Origin of the sequence: Amycolatopsis sp. WAC 04197 (assembly GCF_003947475.1) — a bacterium.
Classification (GTDB): Bacteria; Actinomycetota; Actinomycetes; order Mycobacteriales; family Pseudonocardiaceae; genus Amycolatopsis; species Amycolatopsis japonica.
In genome coordinates this window covers 29,299-48,018 of the sequence record NZ_QHJK01000004.1, presented here as the reverse complement: position 1 = coordinate 48,018, position 18,720 = coordinate 29,299, and the positions used below count along the sequence as shown (strand labels likewise).

The following is an 18,720-nucleotide window of genomic DNA, read 5'->3' as shown; positions in this document are numbered from 1 at the left end:
TCCTCCTACTTTCCATCCAGTGTGATGAGACCTTCGGGCATTCCTTCCAGTTGGACGTCGGCCCACAGTGGGAGCCACGGGTCGATCTCGTGGAACCGGCGCAATTCCGCCAAACCGCTGAGCCAGCCCATCCACGAGCCGTAGGGCGGCTTCTCGTCGGAGAATCCACTTTGGACGAACGTCAGCTTGGTGCCGCCGCCGGAATCCTCGAGCTCCCAAGTGGCGACGACGCCGTCCTGGTACGCGAGCGACATCTTCGCGTCGGGCACCAGGTCGACGATCTTCGCCGGATTCGGGTCGTTCTCCAGTGACCCCATCGCCCAGCGGCCGCCGACCTCGGTCTCCGCCTCGATCCGGGCGCCGAACCAGCGCGTGAACACGGCGGGATCGGCGATCGAGGAGTAGACCTCACCGCGCGGCGCGTCGATCCGCACCTCTTCGCTCATCAGCGGGGAGGTGAGGTCGCAGCGGGCGGTGAGCGGCCGTCCTTCGACGTGGTCGACGAGGTTCGAGACGGAAAGCGCCCAGAACGTGTACATCATGCCGAGTGACGAATCCGGGTCGGCGAGCATCGCGGTGTAGTCCGGCAGACCGCTCTGGCTGAACGACAAGGACGTGCCGTCCCCGTCTTCCGTCAGCGCGATCTCGACGACGGTCTCCTTGCCGTCGACGGTCCACGCGAACCGCAGGACGTTGTCCTCGGCCAGCAACAATCGCTGGCGCGGACGATCGCCGTCCGGCGTGTAGCGGCCCCAGAACTCGTACCGGGACGGCAGATCGACTTCCGCGTACTCGGAAAGCCACTCGCGCAGTGCCCCGGGATCGGTCAGCGCGTGCCAGACCTCGGCGATCGGCGCGCGCAGGCGCACCTGGAACCTCGTCGGTTCAGTCACGGGCATCTCCCTTCGGGTAACAGGCCACGGCGAGCTTGAAGGCGTCGCCTTCCGCTCCGCCGTAGCGGGTGAACAGGTCCTGCAAAGTCGTCTTCAGTTCGTCGAGGAACTCCTGGCGCCGCTCGGGCTCCACCCGGATCTCGCCGGAAACGCCGATCGACGGCAGCTCCGGCGCGGCCCGGTCGAGCGCGGCGACGTCCGCCTGGACCTCCTCCATGAGGTCCACCAGGTAGCCCAGGCTCAGCTCGTCCCGCACCACCCGCGGGCCGAGCCGTCCGACCAGTCCGGGTGACAGCCAGTACGAACGGGCGGTCGCCTGGTACACGCCCTCACTGACGGCGCGTACCTTCCGCTCCGACACCTGCTTCACGAGACCGGCTTCCACCAGTCGCTTCACGTGGTAATAGACCCGCTGGGGAGTCTGATCCAGCACCGTCGCCACCTCGGTGCACGACCGCGGCTCCGCCAGCTGCCGCAGGACGTCCACCCGCTGCGGTTTCAGCAACGCCTCCGCCTGCTCCAGCCGATCGAGGTACTCCACATCCTTCACGGCGTCACACCCTTGATCACAAAAATCAGTTTGAACGTAAAAATCCATTTTGTCAATCGGCCCGGATCGCGCTACCCTCGTCGTGTGGCGATCCTGCGGCGGTACGCGGCGGAAATCGCGGTCACCGCGGCGGTGATCGCGGGTTCCGTCGTGGTCTCGCTCGGGGACGGCGCGGAGACACCGCGCAACGCGGCCGCCGGCTGGGTCTGCGTGGCGCTCGCCTGCGCGGCGTTGTTCCTGCGCCGCCGGTACCCGCTCCCCGTCACGATCTTCACCGCGGTGTGTTGCGCGGTCTACTACCCGCAGACCGATCCGGACGGGTTCGTCCTGCTCGCGTTCGCCTTCGCGCTGTACAACAACGCCTCGACCGGGCGGATCCGGAGCGCGGCGGTCGTCGCGGCGGCCTCGATGGGCGGCGTCGCGCTCGGCGAACTCGGGGCCGGCGCCTCACGGCAGGTGGACAACTTCGCCTTCCTGCTGATGGCGGGCTGGTTCATCGCGCTGGTCGCGGTCGGCGCCGTGACGTACTACCGCCGAGAGGCCGAGCGCACCAAGGAGGCCGAGGCCCAGCGAAGGGCCACCGACGAACGCCTCCGGATCGCGCGCGAACTGCACGACGTCCTCGGCCACAACCTGGCGCTCATCAACGTCCAGGCAGGCGCGGCCCTGCACGGCAAGGATCCGGCGAAGGCCGAGGAGGCACTGACCACGATCAAAAAGACCAGCAAGGAGGCCTTGCGCGAACTCCGCGCCACCCTGGGCATGTTGCGGCAGGCGGACACACCGAGCCTGGCCAGGGTCGCCGAACTGGCCGAGTCGGCGGGCGCGCACGGGCTGACCGTCCGGACCGAGATCGACGGCACGGCGACGGAACTGCCACCCGACGTCGAACACGCCGCGTTCCGCGTCGTCCAGGAGGCGTTGACCAACGTCGCGCGCCACGCCGCCGCGAACACCGTCGTGGTGCGGATCGGCTACACGCCCCATGATGTGTCCGTGCAGATCGACGACGACGGCCGGGGAGGCCCGGCGGAGCCCGGCAACGGGATCCGCGGCATGACCGAACGGGCCGAGGCACTCGGTGGCGAGCTCACCGCGGCCGCGCGCGAGGACGGCGGCTTCCGCGTGCGCGCCCGGCTTCCGCTGCGGGTGAAGAAATGATCCGGGTCCTGCTGGTCGACGATCAACGGCTGGTCCGCGCCGGGTTCAAATCCATTTTGGACGGTGAAGACGACATCAGCGTGGTCGCCGAAGCGGCCGACGGGCGTGAATCCCTCGAAGCCGCGCGCGAACACGAACCCGACGTCGTCCTGATGGACATCCGGATGCCGGTGATGGACGGGCTCACCGCGACCCGGCATCTGCTCGGAGATCCGGCGCGGGCCGGGACCAAGGTCGTCATCCTCACCACCTTCGACCTCGACGAGGACGTCTACGGCGCCTTGCGCGCGGGTGCCAGCGGGTTCCTGGTCAAGGACACCGAACCGGAGGAGCTGATCCACGGTGTCCGCGTGGTCGCCAGGGGCGACGCGTTGCTCGCGCCGTCGATCACCCGCCGCCTGATCTCGGAATTCGCCGGCCGGGTGGACCGGCCCGCCCCCTCGCCCACCCTGAACCGGCTCACCGAGCGGGAACGCGAGGTGATGAGCCTGGTCGCGGCCGGACTGTCCAACGACGAGATCGCGAAGGAACTGGTGCTCAGCCCGGCGACGGCGAAGACACACGTCAGCCGGATCATGACCAAAGTGGACGTCCGTGACCGCGCGCAGCTCGTCGTGCTGGCCTACGAATCGGGCATGGTCACCCCGCGCTGGTTGACCCCGTGACCACAACCCCGGTAGTACGGGAAGCGCCTTAGGGGTACCCAGAAGTTGCGGCCCGAGTGCCCGCCCGGGCCCGACGATATGCGGCCGGGAAAAGCCGATGCTGTCCGCCATGGACACCATCACTCTTTCCGAGAGGCGGCCTGGGGGCGGCCTTTCGAAGCTGGCGGGCTGGTCTCAACGCCACCGCTGGCTCGCCGTTTCGCTCTGGCTGCTCACCCTCGTCGGTGTCACGCTGGGCTCGCAGCTGGCGGGCAGCGCCTACCACGACGACCATTCCCTGCCGGGTACCGAATCCCAGCAGATCTCAGACCTGTTCAAAGCGCAGGTCCCCGCGCAGACCGGTGCGACGGCCGAAATCGTGTTCAAGACCGAGGGCGGACTCGCGACCGCACGCGGACCGATCGACACGATGCTCGCCGAAGTCCGGAACCAGCCGCACGTGAAATCGGTGACGAGTCCTTTCGACACCCCGTCGGCCATCTCACGTGAGGGCACGATCGGTTACGCGGCGGTCGCTTTCGACCTGGAGTCGAAAGACCTTCCGTACGACGACATCGTGCGCGTCGTCGACACCGCGAAGAGGGCGGAGACCACCGCGCTCCAGATCGAACTCGGTGGCGAGCCGATCAAGCGGACCAGCGGAGGCGGTGGCCCGTCGGAGGGTGTCGGGCTGCTCGCCGCGCTGGTGATCCTCGTCTTCCTGTTCCGCTCGATCCTCGCCGCCGGGCTCCCGGTGATCACGGCGATCTTCGCCGTCGGCAGCACACTCGGCGTGATCGTGCTCGTCAGCAGGTTCGTCGACATCGCGAGCTACACGGCGCCGCTGATGATGCTGGTCGGGTTCGGCGTCGGCGTGGACTACGCGCTGCTCATCTTTTCCCGCTATCGCGGCGAAATCCTCGGCGGCCTCGACCGCGAACAGGCGGCGCGGCGGGCGCTGGACACCGCGGGCCGGTCGGTGCTGTTCGCCGGTGGCACGGTGATCATCGCGTTGCTCGGCCTGCTCGCGCTCGGCCTCGGATCGCTGCGCGGGGTCGCTCTCGCGGTCGCGCTGACCGTGCTCGTGACGATGCTCGCCTCGATCACCCTGCTGCCCGCGCTGCTCTCGCTTTTCGGGCGACGCCTGGAAAAGGGCATCCGCAAGCACGCCGCGAAACGCGAACACGGCAAGGCGTGGGGCAAACTCGGGGACGCGGTGCAGCGGCGGCCGATGGTGCCGCTCGCGATCGGGCTGCTCGTCCTCGTCGGGCTTTCCTTGCCCGCGCTGGGAATGCGCCTCGGATTCGCCGACGCGGGCACCGACCCGGAGACGTCGACCACCCGGCAGGCCTACGACCTGATGGCGGAGGGTTTCGGCCCCGGGTTCAGCGAGCCGTTGATCGTGGTCACCGAGAACGGCGACGGCGTCGCGCTGCAACGGAAACTCGAGACCACACCGGGAATCGCCAAGGTGACGCCGCCGATGGGCCAGGGTGTCACGACGGTTCTCGCGTTCCCCACGTCTTCGCCGCAGGACTCCGCGACCGCCGATCTGGTCGAGCGGCTGCGCGCCGAGGTTCTGCCGGGACTGCCGGGCAAGTACCTGGTCGGCGGAAGTGTGGCGGCCGCGGTCGACTTCGCGGACGCCGTCGGCGACCGGTTGCCGCTGTTCGTGCTGGTGGTCGTCGGTTTGTCGGCGTTGCTGCTGATGGTCGTCTTCCGCTCGATCCTGATCCCGCTCAAGGCGGCCGCGCTGAACCTGCTGAGCATCGGTGCCGCGCTCGGCGTGATGACGGCGGTGTTCGGCGACGGCCTGTTCGGAGCACAGGCGGGACCGATCGAAGCGTTCGTGCCGGTGCTGATCTTCGCGATCGTGTTCGGGCTTTCCATGGACTACGAGGTGTTCCTGGTGTCCCGGATGCACGAGGAGTGGCGGCGTACCGGCGACGCGCGCCATGCCGTCCGCGAAGGGCTCGCCTCCACCGGTGGGGTGATCACGGCCGCGGCGGCGATCATGATCGTGGTGTTCGGCGCGTTCCTGCTCAATCCCGACCGGATGCTGGCGCAGTTCGGTCTCGGGCTGGCGGTGGCGGTGCTGGTGGACGCGTTCGTGATCCGCTGTCTCGTGGTGCCCGCGGTGATGCGGCTGCTCGGGGAACGCGCCTGGTGGCTGCCGCGGTGGCTGGACCGGCGGTTGCCGCACGTGGCGCTGGAACCGGCGTCGCGCTAGTCCCCCGGATGCAATGAACGGTCCTTTCCTTGCGAAATTCGCAAGGAAAGGACCGTTCCTAGCACGTTAAGCGGGCGAAGCGTGCTTATTCGTAGATCTCGCCCTTCGCGGCCTTCTCGACCAGCGAAGCGGGCGGGGTGAAGTGGTCGCCGTAGCGCTCCGCGAGCTCACGCGCGCGGTCGACGAAGCCCTGCAGGCCACCCTCGTACTGGTTGATGTACTGGATGACACCGCCGGTCCACGCCGGGAAGCCGATACCGAAGATCGAGCCGATGTTGGCGTCGGCGACGGTGGTGAGCACTCCTTCGTCGAAGCACTTCACGGTCTCGAGCGCCTCGGCGAACAGCATGCGCTCCTTGAGGTCCTCGAAGGGAACCTCAGCGCTGCCCGACTTGAACGCGTCGCGCAGGCCCGGCCAGAGACCGGTCCGCTTGCCCGACTCGTCGTAGTCGTAGAAGCCCGAGCCGGTGGAACGACCCTTGCGGTCGAACTCCTCCACCATCCGGTCGATGACGCCCTCGGACGCGTGCGCGTTCCAGGTGCCGCCCGCGGCCTCGATCGCTTCGCGGGTCTCCTTGCGGATCTTGCGCGGCAGCGTCAGGGTCAGCTCGTCCATCAGCTGCAGCGGCGGGGCCGGGTACCCGGCCTGCGAACCGGCCTGCTCGATCGACGCCGGCTCGACACCCTCGCCCAGCGCGGCCACGGCCTCGTTGAGGAACGTGCCGATGACGCGCGAGGTGAAGAAGCCGCGGCTGTCGTTGACGACGATCGGGGTCTTCTTGATCTGCAGGGTGTAGTCGAAGACCTTCGCCAGCGTGGCGGGCGAGGTCTTCTCACCGCAGATGATCTCGACCAGCGGCATCTTGTCCACCGGCGAGAAGAAGTGGATCCCGATGAAGTCCTCGGTCCGCTGCACGCCCTCGGCCAGCGCGGTGATCGGCAGCGTGGAGGTGTTGGAACCGAGCACGGCGTCGGGGTTGACGATGCCCTCGATCTCCTGGAACACCTTGTGCTTCAGCTCGACGCTCTCGAAGACGGCCTCGATCACGAAGTCGACGCCGGCGAAGTCCTCCGCCTTGTCGGTCGGCTTGATCCTGGCGAGCAGCGCGTCGGACTTCTCCTGCGTGGTCTTGCCGCGGGAGAGCGCCTTCTCCTCCAGCTTGACCGCGTAGCCCTTGCCCTTTTCGGCGCCTTCGAGGGTGACGTCCTTGAGCACGACGTCGATACCGGCCTTCGCCGAGACGTACGCGATCGCGGCGCCCATCATGCCCGCGCCGACGACGCCGACCTTCTTGGCGGTGTACTTCTCGAAGCCTTCCGGCCGCGAACCGCCGGAGTTGATGCTCTGCAGGTCGAAGAAGAACGCCTTCGTCATGTTCTTCGAGACCTGGCCGGTGGCGAGGCTGATGAAGTAGCGGGTCTCGACGGTGATCGCGGTGTCGAAGTCGACCTGCGAGCCCTCGATGGCCGCGGCCAGGATCGCCCGCGGGGCCGGCATGTTGGCGCCCTTGATCTGCTTGCGCAGGTTCGCCGGGAACGCGGGCAGGTTCGCCGCGAAGCTCGGGTTCGACGGGGTGCCGCCCGGGATCTTGTAGCCCTTGACGTCCCACGGCTGCACGCCGCCCTCGGGGTTGGCCTTGATCCACGCCTTCGCGGCGGGGACCAGTTCCTCGACGGTGCCGACGAGCTCGTGCACGAGACCGAGCTCGAGCGCCTTGGCCGGGCGGTGCCGCTGGCCCTGCAGCAGCACGTTCAGCAGCGCGCTCTGGATGCCCAGCAGGCGCACGGTGCGGACCACGCCACCGCCGCCGGGGAGCAGGCCGAGGGTGACCTCGGGGAGGCCGATCTGGCTGCCCTTGACGTCGGCCGCGATGCGGTGGTGCGTCGCGAGCGCGAGTTCGAGGCCGCCGCCGAGCGCGGCGCCGTTGATGGCGGCCACGACCGGCTTGCCCAGCTGCTCGAGCCGGCGCATCTGGCCCTTCATCAGGGAGCTGCTCTGGGTGATCTCGGCGGCGTGCTCCGGCTTGGCCTGGATCAGGTCGTTGAGGTCGCCACCGGCGAAGAAGGTCTTCTTGGCCGAGGTCAGGACGACACCGGTGATGTTGTCCTTCTCCGCCTCCAAGCGGTCGACGACCACGCCGAGCGACTCGCGGAAGTCGGCGTTCATCGTGTTGGCGGACTGCTTCGGGTCGTCCAGGGTGAGCACGACGATGCCGTCGGCGTCCTGCTCCCAGCGGATGGTCTTCGCTTCAGTCATTGTCTCTTCCTCAGACCCGCTCGATGATGGTCGCGACGCCCATGCCGCCGCCGATGCACAGGGTGACCAGGGCGCGGCGCGCCTGACGACGCTCCAGCTCGTCGACGACGGTGCCGACCAGCATCGCGCCGGTGGCGCCCAGCGGGTGCCCCATCGCGATGGCGCCGCCGTTGACGTTGACCTTCTCCTCGTCGAGGTGCAGGTCCTTGATCCACTTGAGGACGACCGAGGCGAAGGCCTCGTTCAGCTCCCACAGGTCGATGTCGTCCGGGGTGAGGCCGGCGATCTTGAGAACCTTCTCGGTGGCCGGGGTCGGGCCGGTGAGCATGATCGTGGGCTCGGAGCCGACGGTCGCGGTCGCCACGATGCGGGCGCGCGGGGTCAGGCCGAAGTCCTTGCCGATCTGCTCGTTGCCGACGAGGACCAGCGCGGCGCCGTCGACGATGCCGGACGAGTTTCCGCCGGTGTGAACGTGGTCGATCTTCTCGACCGAGTGGTACTTCTGCAGCGCGACGGCGTCGAAGCCGCCCAGCTCGCCGATACCGGCGAAGGCGGGCTTGAGCTTGCCGAGGCCCTCGATGGTGCTACCCGGGCGACGGTGCTCGTCGTGGTCGAGGATCGTGACACCGTTGATGTCCTTCACCGGGACGACGGACTTCGCGAAGTAGCCGCCGGACCAGGCCGCTTCGGCCTTCTCCTGCGAACGCACGGCCCACGCGTCGACGTCCTCGCGGGAGAAGCCCTCGATGGTCGCGATCAGGTCGGCGCCGGTGCCCTGCGGGACGATGTAGTTGTCGTAGGCGGTGGCGGGGTCCATGAACAGCGCGCCGCCATCGGAGCCCATCGGCACGCGCGACATCGACTCGACACCACCGGCGATGATCAGCTGGTCCCAGCCGGAGCGCACCTTCTGCGCGGCGGTGTTGGTGGCTTCGAGGCCGGAGGCGCAGAAGCGGTTCAGCTGCACACCGGCTACCGACTCCGGAAGGCCCGCGTTCAAGGCGGCGGTGCGCGCGATCACGGCGCCCTGCTCGCCGACCGGGGACACGACGCCGAGGACGATGTCGTCGATCACGGCGGGGTCGAGGTTCGGGTGCCGGACCTTCAGTTCTTCGATGAGGCCGACCACGAGATCGACCGGCTTGGTGCCGTGGAGGGCACCGCCCTTGTTCTTGCCGCGAGGCGTACGGATCGCCTCGTAGATGTAGGCCTCGCTACTCACAGAAAAACTCCTCCGCGTACGGCGCTGTAACAGGATGAAACGTACCGGCCAGTAGCCATGCTAATGCCGATTAACATAAACCGCGATAACCCCATGGTGTCAATGGGTTGCGATGCACGCAACCGGCGCTATCGTGGGTTCACCTATGGATCACCCGACCGAGCGTTCCCCGCGACCGCGCGACCGCAAGGCCCAGCTGGCCGGCCTCGCCGCGGAGCTCTTTCGCGCCCGCGGGTTCCACGGCGTCGGCATCAACGACATCGCCGCCGCGGCCGGGATCACCGGGCCCGCGCTGTACCGGCATTTCGCGGACAAGCAGGCCGTGCTGTCCTACGTCGTGCTGTCCGGCATCGACGACATGGAGGCGGCCACCACCGAGACGCTCGCCGACGGTCTCCCCGTTCCCGCCCAGGTCAACGCCCTCTTGGGCACCCTCGCCGCGCAGGCGGTGGAGCGGCGCGAGGTCGCCGCGCTGTGGCGCTGGGAGGGCAGGCATCTGCCCCGGGAGGAACGGCGCGAGATCCGCCGCCGGTCCGGCGCGGTACTCGAAGCGTGGTCCAAGGCACTGCGCGCGTTGCGTCCGGAACTGACCGCCGACGACGCCGAGCTGCTGTGCTGGGCGGGGCTGAGCGTGTTCGGCAGCGTCTCCGTGCATCACACGTCCGTGGCGAAGAAACGCTTCGCGCAGATCCTGGTGCAGCTGGCGGAATCGGTGCTGCATGTCACACTCCCCGAACCCGAAGAGACGGCGGAGGAGACACCGTCGATGGCGCTCGGCGAGCCGTCCCGCCGCGAGCAGATCCTCGCCGCGGCGACCGAGCTGTTCGGGCAACGCGGCTTCCGCTCGGTGAGCATGGAGGAGATCGGCGCGGCCGCCGGGATCGCCGGGCCCAGCGTGTACCGGCACTTCCCCAGCAAGGCCGCGCTGATGGTGGCGATCGGGCATCGAGCGGCCGACCGGCTGGCGCTCGCCGCGGAACGCGCGCTGCGGACCGACGACGAACGCGACGCGCTCCGCAGGCTGGCGGCGTCCTATGTGCACACCCTGCTGCGCACGCCCGAACTGCTGGTTTCCTTCTCCGGCAGCCCGATGGAGCTGCCCGAACGCGACAAGGCGGACCTGATCCGGGTCCAGCGTGACTACGTCGCGCGCTGGATCGCGCTGACGTCGGAAGTGCACCCGGAACTGAGCCTGCGCGAAGTGAAGATCACCGTGCACGCGGCGCTGACCATCGCGAACGACCTCGCGCGCACCCGGCGGGTCAACGGCCGCCCGAACATCGAGGCCGAGCTGACCGCGCTGACGCACGCCGTCCTGAAAGTCAGCTCTTAGCAAACTCACGTGTCCCGCGAAGGCCGGCGGTGCACGATATGCGGCGTGCCCACGAAACGCGGCCTGCATCTGGTGACCCGGGACGAAGACCACAAGGTCACCACGCTGGAGCTCTTCTTCGACCTGGTCTTCGTCTACGCCATCACCCAGACCACGCAGCTGATGGCCGATCACCTCAGCCCGCTCGGCATCGGACAGGGCGTGGCGATGATCGCCGTGCTCTGGTGGTGCTGGTGCGCCTACGCCTGGCTGGCCAACACCCTGCACGTCGACCGCGGTATCGCCCAGCTCGCGATGTTCGCCGCGATGGGGACGATGTTCCTGGTCTCGCTGACCATCCCGGAGGCGTTCACCGACCTGCCCGGCGGCCTGTACGCGCCGCTGATGTTCGTCGGCTGCTACTTCCTCGTGCGACTGCTGCATCTCACCGCGTACTTCGGCGCCGCCCGGACCGATCCGGAGCTGCGCAAGGTGGTCCTGAAGATGTTCGTCGGGCTGCTGCCGAGCGTCGCGCTGCTGACCGTCGCGGCGTTCTTCTCGGGCTGGGTGCAGCTCGGCATCTGGGCGGTCGCGCTGCTCGCCGACTACGTCAACGTCTTCCGGACCCGCTCCTCGGACTGGCGGCTGCACCAGCCCGGCCATTTCGCCGAGCGATTCGGGCTGATCGTGATCATCGCGCTCGGCGAGTCCATCGTGGCGATCGGCATCGGGATCAGCTCGTACCCGATGTCCTGGCCGATCACGCTGGCCGCCGTCTTCGGGCTCACGCTCGCTTCGGCGATGTGGTGGATGTACTTCGCCGTCGTCGCGCACGTTTCCGAACACAACCTGAAACGCGCCGAGGGCGTCGAGCGAGTGCAGATCGGGACGGACACCTACACGTTCCTGCACCTTCCGCTCATCGCCGGGATCGTGCTCGTGGCGCTGGGTCTGAAGAAGTCGCTGTTGTACGTGTCCGACACCGACCACCACAGCCTTTCCGACGGTCTGCACGGGACGCCGATATGGGCGCTGACCGGCGGGCTCGCGCTCTATCTGATCGCGTTGAGCGGGCTGCGGAAGCGGAACCTGGGCTCGTGGAACCCGCAACGGCTGGTGCTCGCGGTGGTCCTGCTGGCGGCGACGCCGTTGCTGGAGCTGGTGCCGGCGATCGTGCTGGTCGGCGTGGTGGCATTGGCGGCAGTGGCGCTGGTGCTGTTCGAGAGGCGCAAGCTTGTGAGTAATCCGGGACTCCTCCACCCCCGGAATCACTCATCGGCGTGACGTTCGCCTCCCCCGTGGTAGCGCATCCGCCCGAGGGGAGTTAACCTACTCACGAGTAGGTAAGCGAGGCAGGGAGACTCACCGTGGGTGCGCCTAGGAAACGAGACGCGATGGGCCTTGGCCTGTCCGCGCTCACCCGGCTGGCCGGGAGCAAGGTCATTGAACGGGCCGGACTTCGGAAGCCCGTGCAGAACCTGGTCAGTGCCGGGACGCGCAACGGCTTCCGGGTCGCGGGCGCGGCGGGACGGACCTTCAAATCCGCCAAGAAGCTCGGCAAGCCCGCGCGGCTCGCGCCGGCCGAGGACACGGGACTGTTCGACCTCACCCCGAGTGAGGATCAGCAGCTCATCGTCGAAACCGTGACGGAGTTCGCGGCCGAGCAGCTGCGGCCCGCCGCGGCCGACGCCGACGCGAAGCTCCAGGCCCCCGAGGGGCTGCTGAGCCGCGCCGCCGAACTCGGCATCACGCTCGTCGGCATCCCCGAGGAGCTGGGCGGCGTCGGCACCGAGCGGTCGGTGGTCACGAACGCGCTGGTCGCCGAGGCCCTCGCGCACGGCGACCTGGGACTCGCGGTCGCGGTGCTCGCGCCGTCCGCGGTCAGCACCGCGCTGGTGTCCTACGGCGACGAGCAGCAGCAGGCGGACTACCTGCCCGCGTTCGTCGGCGAGAACGTCCCGGCCGCGGCGCTCGCGCTGCAGGAGCGCACCGCGCTGTTCGACCCGTTCAAGCCCGCCACGAAGGCCCGCCGCACGCCGAAGGGCTACCAGCTCGACGGCGTGAAGTCGCTGGTCCCCCGGGCCGCGGACGCCGAGCTGTTCATCGTGTCGGCCGATCTCGAAGGCCGTGGTCCGGCGCTGTTCCTCGTCGAGTCTTCGAACTCCGGTGTCACCATCGAGTCCGAACCGGCGATGGGCCTGCGCGGCGCGGCGACCGGGAAACTGCACCTGGAGAAGGTCGCCCTGCCCGCCGGAGCGCTGCTCGGCGGCGGCAAGGCCGAGGTCTTCACCGAGGTCGTCCGGCTCTCGCGCCTCGGCTGGGCCGCGCTGGCCGCCGGGACCGCGAAGGCCGTCCTCGACTACGTGGTGCCGTATGTCAACGAGCGCAAGGCGTTCGGCGAACCGGTGAGCCACCGCCAGGCCGTCGCGTTCTCGGTGGCCGACATCGCCATCGAGCTGGAGGGGCTGCGGCTGGTGACGTTGCGCGCCGCTTCTCGCGCCGAACAGGGCAAGCCGTACGCCCGCGAGGTCGCGCTGGCCCGGAAACTGGCCGCCGACAAGGGAATGCAGATCGGCAGCGCCGGGGTGCAGCTGCTCGGCGGACACGGATTCGTCAAGGAGCACCCGGTCGAGCGCTGGTACCGCGACCTCCGGGCCATCGGCGTCATGGAAGGCGCCGTCCTTCTCTAGGACTTTTCGAAAGGCAATCATGATCAACCTTGAGGTTCCGAAGAAGGCCGGCACCCTGATCAACCAGGCGTACCAGGCCGCGGCCGAGGTGTTCCGGCCGATCTCACGCAAGTACGACCGCGCCGAGCACACCTACCCGGCCGAACTCGACATGTTCGCCGCGCTGCTGGACGGGCTGAACTCCTCCGGCGAGGGCGGCGCGGGCGCGGCGGGGGTCCGCCGGTCCGAGAAGAACGAGAAACCGGGCAACCGCAACGGTTCCAACCTCAACATCGTGCTCGGCACGATCGAGATGTGCTGGGGCGACGTCGGTCTGCTGCTGTCCATGCCGCGACAGGGACTCGGCAACGCCGCCATCGGCTCGGTCGCCACCGACGAGCAGCTCAAGAAGTTCTCCGGGCTGTGGGCCGCGATGGCGATCACCGAACCGGACTGCGGCTCGGACTCCGCCGCGATCACCGCGACCGCGCGCCTCGACGGCGACGAGTACGTGATCAACGGCGAGAAGATCTTCGTGACCGCGGGCGAGCGCGCCGACGCCGTCGTCGTCTGGGCCACCCTGGACAAGACGAAGGGCCGCGCGGCGATCAAGTCGTTCGTCGTCGAGAAGGGCACCCCCGGCTTCGAGGTGGTGCGCGTCGAGCACAAACTCGGCATCCGCGCCTCCGACACCGCCGTTCTGCGCTTCGAGAACGTGCGTGTGCCGAAGGAGAATCTCCTCGGCACGCCGGAGATCGACACCGCCAAGGGTTTCGCGGGGGTCATGCAGACCTTCGACAACACCCGCCCGCTGGTCGCCGCGATGGCCATCGGTGTCGCCCGCGCGGCGCTGGAGGAGACCCGGAAGATCCTCACCGACGCCGGGGTGACCATCGACTACGACAAGCCCGTCCACAGTCAGCACGCGGCGGCCGCCACGTTCCTGCAGCTGGAGGCGGACTACGAGTCGGCGTACCTGCTGACCATGGAGTCGGCGTGGATGGCCGACAACCGCAAGCCGAACTCGCTGCAGGCCTCGATGGCCAAGGCGAAGGCGGGCCGGTCGGTCGTCGAGATCACGCTGAAATGCGTCGAGCTGGCCGGAACCCTGGGCTACACCGAGGAATCGCTGCTGGAGAAGTGGAGCCGGGACGCGAAGATCCTGGACATCTTCGAAGGCACGCAACAGATCCAGCAGCTGATCGTGGCGCGCCGGATCCTGGGCAAGACGAGCGCGGAGCTCAAGTAAGGCGCGAGGCTCGTGGGTGGCAACCGTCCGTGCCGCCCACGAGCCCGTTTATTTCCACCATTTCGACAACACCTTCGTGGTGACCTGGCAGAGGTACTCTCGAACTTTCCTTTGCCCGCGAAGGCCGGAGTCGCGATGAGACCGCTTCCCCCTGCGGCACGCTGGTGTCTCATCGTCCTCGGTGTCACGATCTGCTACTTCGCCACCGCCCAGATCGGGATCCAGTGGGCGATCGTGCGGGAACAGATCTCGCCGCTGTGGCCCGCCGCGGGGGTCGCGCTGGCGGTGCCGATGCTGTTGGGCCCGCGGTTCTGGCCGGGCATCTTCCTCGGCTCGCTCCTGACGAACATCGCCCTCGGGCCTTCGCTGGGCACGGTCCTGGTGATCTCCGCAGGCAACACGGCCGGCCCGATGCTGGCGTACGCGGTCATGCGGCGGCTGGGTTTCCGCAACGAGCTCGACCGGCTTCCCGACGCCGTCCTCCTGGTGGTGATCGGAGCGATCGGGGGCACGGCCCTCAGCGCCGCACTGGGCACCGGCGTGCTGGTCCTCGGCGACGCGCTGAGCACCGGCGACTTCTGGGCGACCGCGCTCGTGTGGTGGACCGGCGACGCGATGGGCGTCCTGACGATCACGCCGCTCCTGCTTCTCGCGCCGAGGTTCCGTTTGCCCAAGCGGGTTCCGCTCGTCCGCTGGGGTGAGGCGGCGGCGCTCGCGCTCTTCGGTCTCGGCACGGCCGCCCTCGCGTCCACGACGACGCCGAAGCTGTTCGTGGTCTTCCCCGTGCTCATCTGGGCGGCGCTGCGCTTCCGGCAAGCCGGAGCGCTGCTGTGTTCCTTGTGCGTCTGCACGGTCACGATCTTCGCCGCGATCCGAGGGCTCGGGCCCTACGGTTCCTACGAGCTGGCGACCAGGATGCTGCACGTCCAGGCCTACGACGCCACCGTCGGGCTCACCGCGCTGACGTTGTCCACGATCGTCCTGCAACGCGACCGCGCGACCGCCGAGATCACCGACGCCTGGCGCCAGATCACCGAAATGGTGGACATGATCGCGCCACGCCAGTCGTTGCGCAGCGCCATCACCCAGCACAACGAGGACGAGGCTCAGGCGGCCTGTTCGTCGAGGAAACGGTCGAGGTAGCGCCACGTCGTCCCGCGGGCCTTCCGGCCGGTGAGGACGCCCAGGTGCCCGCCGGGCGCGGTCTCGAAGGTCACCGAAGGCGAGTTGTCCAGCAGTTCGGTGAGCCGTTCGACGGCGGCGCGCGGGGCGATCGTGTCGTTCTGTCCGGCGATGACCAGCGTCGGCACCTTGACCCCGGACAGCGCGATGATGCGGCCGTTGAGGTCGACCGTGCCCTCGGCGAGGTCGTTGGCGCGGAAGAACCGGTGGTAGATCTGGCCGAACGTCCGCCCGGGGTAGGCGATCATGTTGTCCATGAAGTGATCGACGGCCTCGATCTGCGCCAGATAGTCCCGGTCGTCGAGATTCTTCAGGATGGCGAGGGGTTTGGTGATCTCCTTGCTGATCCCGGTCGCCCGGAAGACACGGCTGACCAAATAGGACGGTGCGCCGCCGAGCGCCCGGTAGAACGGGGTCAGCAGGTGGCCGCCGGTGAGATCCACCAACGGGCGGAACGGGGCGATCAGCGGGATCGCGGTGAAGTCGAACGGCGACGCGATGGTCGCGATCGACTCGATCGGCAGATCGGGCTGGTCGGCGGTGGTCAGCAGGGAGAAGATCCCCCCGAGGCACCACGCGACGACGTGCACGCCCTGGCCGCCGGAGTCCTCGCTGACCTTGCGGATCGCACGCGGGAGCACCTCCTCGATCCAGTGCTCGATGCCGAGGCGCCGGTCGGAGAAGGCGACGTTCCCGTAGTCGACGAGGTAGGTGTTGCGGCCGCCCTCGACCAGGTGCTCGGCGAGGCTGCAGCCGCGGCGCAGGTCGAAGCACAGCGCGGGCGCGGCCAGCGGCGGCACCAGCAGCACCGGCGGGCCCTCCTGGGGTCCTTTGCCGTTGGTCAGCCGGTAGAGGGAGCGATTGGGCCCCTGATCGATCAGGACGCGCGGCACCGGGCGAAGATCCGCGACACCACCGTGCAGCACCTTGCCGACGACGTTCGACGCGGCGGCGGCGAGCCGTGCCGGGGGTGTGGCCATGGTGTGCCTCCTGGGGAATCAACGCGGTAAGACGTAATCTTGCCGCTTGGGAGCGCACGACTCAACACCGCCGCCGTCACAGGCCGTCCATTTCGGACAGTCGCTAGGCCGTCCGAGTTAAGAATCGGTGCCCTTTTCCGCCGCCGGCGCACTCCGCGCCGCCCGCGATTCGTACTCCGCGCGGGCGGAGGAATGCGTTGCGGAGGACAGAATCCTGTCTCCGCCGAGCGCACGGAGCAGCCCTTCGCCGAGACGACGCGGAAGCAGTCGTGTGATCCTGCCCATGGCGTCCAACGATGCGGGAACGAAGACGTCGAACTTGGGGCGGCGCAACGCATCGACAATGGCCTGCGCCACATCTTCGGGTTGCACCGATTTGAAGAACTTCGCCTCGCCGAGCCCGCTGGCCAGTTCCGTGCGCACCACCGCCGGCATCACGCAGGAGACGAGCACGCCCGTCCCGTGCAATTCCAGATGCACCGATTCCGACAAACCGACGACGGCGTGTTTCGTCGCGCAGTAGGTCGCCGCGCCGGGGAATCCGGCCTTTCCCGCCATCGAGGCGATGTTGACGATGTGGCCGGTGCCACGTGGGCGCATCCGTTTCACGGCTTCCCTGGTGCCGTGGATGACCGCGTGCAGGTTGATCTCGAGCAGCCTGCGGGTCGCCGCGTCGTCCTCTTCTTCGAGCGGCGCGAGCGGCATGATGCCCGCGTTGTTGATCAGCACGTCGATCGGGCCGACGCGCCGCTCGACCTCGTCGAGGAATTCGGTGAAGCCCTTCGTGTCGGTGACGTCGAGCGGCAGCGCCTCGGCGCCCAGCTCCGCCGCGGTCTTCTCGGCGAGGACCTGGTCCAGGTCGCCGATGACCACCTTCGCGCCGAGCCGGGACAGCGCCGTCGCGGTACTGGCCCCGATGCCCTGCGCCGCTCCGGTGATCACGACGACCTTGCCCGCCAGGGAACGTTCACGCTTGGCCATGCCGGTCTCCTCTGCGACTTCACTGTCCGGGGCACTGTTGGCGATGTGTCAACTATGGTGCACCCGAAGCCGCATCGACGCCAGTCCTACGGACGTTGCTCGAAGACCTGCCCGATCCAGCCCTTGACGTCGAAACGTTCCGTCGGCTTGAAGCCCTGGCTTTCGTAATAGCGCTGCAAGTCGCCGTCGCCGCCGGCCCAGCAGTCGACCCGCACCAGCCCGATGCCGCGTTCCCGCGCCTCCGCCAGCGCGAACTCGATGAGCCGCGAGCCGACCCGGTGCCCGGTGAACCGGCGCGAGGTCAGCAGCAGGCCGATGTAGATCTCCGGCTCGTCGACCGGCGAGACATGCGGGAACCGGTCACCGAGGATGATCGCCCCGGCCACCTCGCCGTCGATCTCGGCGAGGTACAGCCCCGGCCCGTCGGCCATCCCTCGCACCCGCTCGACCCGCTTCGGGATCGTGGACCACGGCTCGCTTCCCCACTGCCCTTCGCTGCCGCGCGAAGCGAGCCACGCGACGACCTCGTCGAACATGTCCAGCAACGTTTGGAAATCCCCAGAACCACCCTGGCGGATGATGAAGTCGCTCATCCTTCCGTTCTACAACATCGTGAGGACACGCGGACCTTCCGTGGTGATCGCGACCGTGTGCTCGACGTGCGCGGCCCTGGCGCCGCGGACGGTGCGCAGCGTCCAGCCGTCGTCGTCGGTCCGGTAGGCGTCGCGGCCGTCGGCGATGAGCATCGGCTCGATCGCCAGCACCAGCCCCGGCTGGAGACGCATGCCGCGACCCGGCTTGCCCTCGTTCGGCAGGTGCGGGTCTTCGTGCATGCTGCGCCCGATCCCGTGGCCGCCGTGATGCGCGAGGAGGCCGTAGCCCGCTTCGCGACCGACAGTGCCGACGGCGTGGGAGATGTCGCCCATCTTGCCGCCCACCTGCGCGGCGGCGATTCCCGCGGCCAGCGCGCGCTCGGTGGTCGCGATGAGTTCGAGGTCGGCGGGGTCGGCCTCGCCGACGACGTAACTGATCGCCGCGTCACCGTGCCAGCCGTCGATGTAGGCGCCGGCGTCGATGCTGACCAGGTCGCCGTCGCGCAGGCGATAGTCCGACGGGATGCCGTGGACCACGGCGTCGTTGACGCTCGCGCAGATCACGGCGGGGAACGGGGTCGGCGCGGAATGCGGGCGATAGTGGAGGAACGACGGCTTCGCGCCGGCGTCCCTGATCACCTGCGCGGCGATCTCGTCCAGCTCCTTCAGGCTCACGCCGATCGCCGACGCCTCTTTCGCCGCTTGCAACGTCTGCGCCACGACACGGCCGGACTCACGCATGGCGTCCAGCTCGGCGGCGGATTTCAACTCGACCATGCCGATAACTATACCGGTAT

General features: G+C 68.5%; 16 protein-coding genes. 8 read left to right on the top strand and 8 right to left on the bottom strand.

What is annotated here, in order from left to right; translation table 11 throughout:
• Positions 1–5 precede the first annotated feature (5 nt).
• Both DMC64_RS16985 and DMC64_RS16980 read right to left on the bottom strand, forming a co-directional pair.
• Positions 6–899 carry an SRPBCC domain-containing protein gene (locus DMC64_RS16985; protein ID WP_125734323.1) on the bottom strand — a complete coding sequence of 298 codons (894 nt, stop codon included), beginning with the start codon at positions 897–899 and terminating at the stop codon, positions 6–8.
• Entirely contained in the window at positions 886–1,443 is a 558-nt protein-coding gene (locus DMC64_RS16980; protein WP_125734322.1) for a transcriptional regulator, read from the bottom strand. Before DMC64_RS16980 ends, DMC64_RS16985 begins: the two co-directional genes overlap by 14 nt.
• Positions 1,444–1,527: 84 nt before the next feature.
• Here DMC64_RS16980 and DMC64_RS16975 point away from each other — a divergent pair, with 84 nt between their 5' ends.
• From DMC64_RS16975 to DMC64_RS16965, 3 genes are all read left to right on the top strand, one after another.
• Positions 1,528–2,604 carry a sensor histidine kinase gene (locus DMC64_RS16975; RefSeq protein ID WP_125734321.1) on the top strand — a complete coding sequence of 359 codons (1,077 nt, stop codon included), beginning with the start codon at positions 1,528–1,530 and terminating at the stop codon, positions 2,602–2,604.
• Positions 2,601–3,269: a response regulator transcription factor gene (locus DMC64_RS16970; protein ID WP_038508744.1), complete on the top strand. Its 669-nt coding sequence runs from the start codon at positions 2,601–2,603 to the stop codon at positions 3,267–3,269. The genes DMC64_RS16975 and DMC64_RS16970 overlap by 4 nt, the downstream gene beginning before the upstream one ends.
• Positions 3,270–3,378: 109 nt before the next feature.
• Complete coding sequence (locus tag DMC64_RS16965; protein WP_125734320.1) at positions 3,379–5,478, top strand: MMPL family transporter; 2,100 nt, start codon at positions 3,379–3,381, stop codon at positions 5,476–5,478.
• Between the two features lie 85 nt (positions 5,479–5,563).
• Here the strand turns inward: DMC64_RS16965 and DMC64_RS16960 are convergent, their stop codons facing one another.
• Together DMC64_RS16960 and DMC64_RS16955 are read right to left on the bottom strand one after the other, a co-directional pair.
• Positions 5,564–7,735, bottom strand: a complete 2,172-nt coding sequence (locus DMC64_RS16960) for a 3-hydroxyacyl-CoA dehydrogenase NAD-binding domain-containing protein (RefSeq protein ID WP_125734319.1) — start codon at positions 7,733–7,735, stop codon at positions 5,564–5,566.
• Between the two features lie 10 nt (positions 7,736–7,745).
• Complete coding sequence (locus DMC64_RS16955; RefSeq protein ID WP_016337012.1) at positions 7,746–8,957, bottom strand: acetyl-CoA C-acetyltransferase; 1,212 nt, start codon at positions 8,955–8,957, stop codon at positions 7,746–7,748.
• Positions 8,958–9,102: 145 nt separating this feature from the next.
• Here DMC64_RS16955 and DMC64_RS16950 point away from each other — a divergent pair, with 145 nt between their 5' ends.
• The 5 genes from DMC64_RS16950 to DMC64_RS16930 all read left to right on the top strand — a co-directional run bounded on the left by DMC64_RS16950 (position 9,103) and on the right by DMC64_RS16930 (position 15,330).
• Positions 9,103–10,290, top strand: a complete 1,188-nt coding sequence (locus DMC64_RS16950; RefSeq protein WP_125734318.1) for a TetR/AcrR family transcriptional regulator — start codon at positions 9,103–9,105, stop codon at positions 10,288–10,290.
• Between the two features lie 45 nt (positions 10,291–10,335).
• The gene (locus DMC64_RS16945) at positions 10,336–11,553 is read left to right on the top strand and encodes a low temperature requirement protein A (RefSeq protein WP_125734317.1); all 1,218 of its coding nucleotides are present in this window, start codon (positions 10,336–10,338) and stop codon (positions 11,551–11,553) included.
• A gap of 110 nt (positions 11,554–11,663) precedes the next feature.
• Positions 11,664–12,959 carry an acyl-CoA dehydrogenase family protein gene (locus tag DMC64_RS16940; RefSeq protein ID WP_037341167.1) on the top strand — a complete coding sequence of 432 codons (1,296 nt, stop codon included), beginning with the start codon at positions 11,664–11,666 and terminating at the stop codon, positions 12,957–12,959.
• A gap of 19 nt (positions 12,960–12,978) precedes the next feature.
• A complete protein-coding gene (locus DMC64_RS16935) occupies positions 12,979–14,187 on the top strand; it encodes an acyl-CoA dehydrogenase family protein (protein WP_016337016.1) in 1,209 nt (402 codons plus the stop codon).
• A gap of 135 nt (positions 14,188–14,322) precedes the next feature.
• Positions 14,323–15,330 (top strand): MASE1 domain-containing protein, encoded by a 1,008-nt coding sequence (locus DMC64_RS16930; RefSeq protein ID WP_125734316.1) that lies wholly within the window; start codon positions 14,323–14,325, stop codon positions 15,328–15,330.
• Here the strand turns inward: DMC64_RS16930 and DMC64_RS16925 are convergent.
• The 4 genes from DMC64_RS16925 to map all read right to left on the bottom strand — a co-directional run bounded on the left by DMC64_RS16925 (position 15,294) and on the right by map (position 18,700).
• On the bottom strand, positions 15,294–16,349 hold the full coding sequence (locus DMC64_RS16925; protein WP_125734315.1) for an alpha/beta fold hydrolase: 1,056 nt from the start codon (positions 16,347–16,349) through the stop codon (positions 15,294–15,296). The two genes, DMC64_RS16930 and DMC64_RS16925, sit on opposite strands and share 37 nt — an antisense overlap.
• Before the next feature lie 117 nt (positions 16,350–16,466).
• A complete protein-coding gene (locus DMC64_RS16920; RefSeq protein WP_125734314.1) occupies positions 16,467–17,330 on the bottom strand; it encodes an SDR family oxidoreductase in 864 nt (287 codons plus the stop codon).
• Positions 17,331–17,416: 86 nt separating this feature from the next.
• Entirely contained in the window at positions 17,417–17,923 is a 507-nt protein-coding gene (locus DMC64_RS16915) for a GNAT family N-acetyltransferase (RefSeq protein ID WP_037341155.1), read from the bottom strand.
• A gap of 9 nt (positions 17,924–17,932) precedes the next feature.
• The gene (gene map, locus DMC64_RS16910) at positions 17,933–18,700 is read right to left on the bottom strand and encodes a type I methionyl aminopeptidase (RefSeq protein ID WP_125734313.1); all 768 of its coding nucleotides are present in this window, start codon (positions 18,698–18,700) and stop codon (positions 17,933–17,935) included.
• Between the last annotated feature and the right edge of the window lie 20 nt (positions 18,701–18,720).

Coding starts and splice junctions, on each gene's coding strand:
- map (WP_125734313.1), bottom strand. CDS start 18,700: ATGGTCGAGTTGAAATCCGCCGCCGAGCTGGACGCCATGCGTGAGTCC.
- DMC64_RS16940 (WP_037341167.1), top strand. CDS start 11,664: ATGGGCCTTGGCCTGTCCGCGCTCACCCGGCTGGCCGGGAGCAAGGTC.
- DMC64_RS16985 (WP_125734323.1), bottom strand. CDS start 899: ATGCCCGTGACTGAACCGACGAGGTTCCAGGTGCGCCTGCGCGCGCCG.
- DMC64_RS16935 (WP_016337016.1), top strand. CDS start 12,979: ATGATCAACCTTGAGGTTCCGAAGAAGGCCGGCACCCTGATCAACCAG.
- DMC64_RS16970 (WP_038508744.1), top strand. CDS start 2,601: ATGATCCGGGTCCTGCTGGTCGACGATCAACGGCTGGTCCGCGCCGGG.
- DMC64_RS16915 (WP_037341155.1), bottom strand. CDS start 17,923: ATGAGCGACTTCATCATCCGCCAGGGTGGTTCTGGGGATTTCCAAACG.
- DMC64_RS16960 (WP_125734319.1), bottom strand. CDS start 7,735: ATGACTGAAGCGAAGACCATCCGCTGGGAGCAGGACGCCGACGGCATC.
- DMC64_RS16965 (WP_125734320.1), top strand. CDS start 3,379: ATGGACACCATCACTCTTTCCGAGAGGCGGCCTGGGGGCGGCCTTTCG.
- DMC64_RS16950 (WP_125734318.1), top strand. CDS start 9,103: ATGGATCACCCGACCGAGCGTTCCCCGCGACCGCGCGACCGCAAGGCC.
- DMC64_RS16920 (WP_125734314.1), bottom strand. CDS start 17,330: ATGGCCAAGCGTGAACGTTCCCTGGCGGGCAAGGTCGTCGTGATCACC.
- DMC64_RS16925 (WP_125734315.1), bottom strand. CDS start 16,349: ATGGCCACACCCCCGGCACGGCTCGCCGCCGCCGCGTCGAACGTCGTC.
- DMC64_RS16930 (WP_125734316.1), top strand. CDS start 14,323: ATGAGACCGCTTCCCCCTGCGGCACGCTGGTGTCTCATCGTCCTCGGT.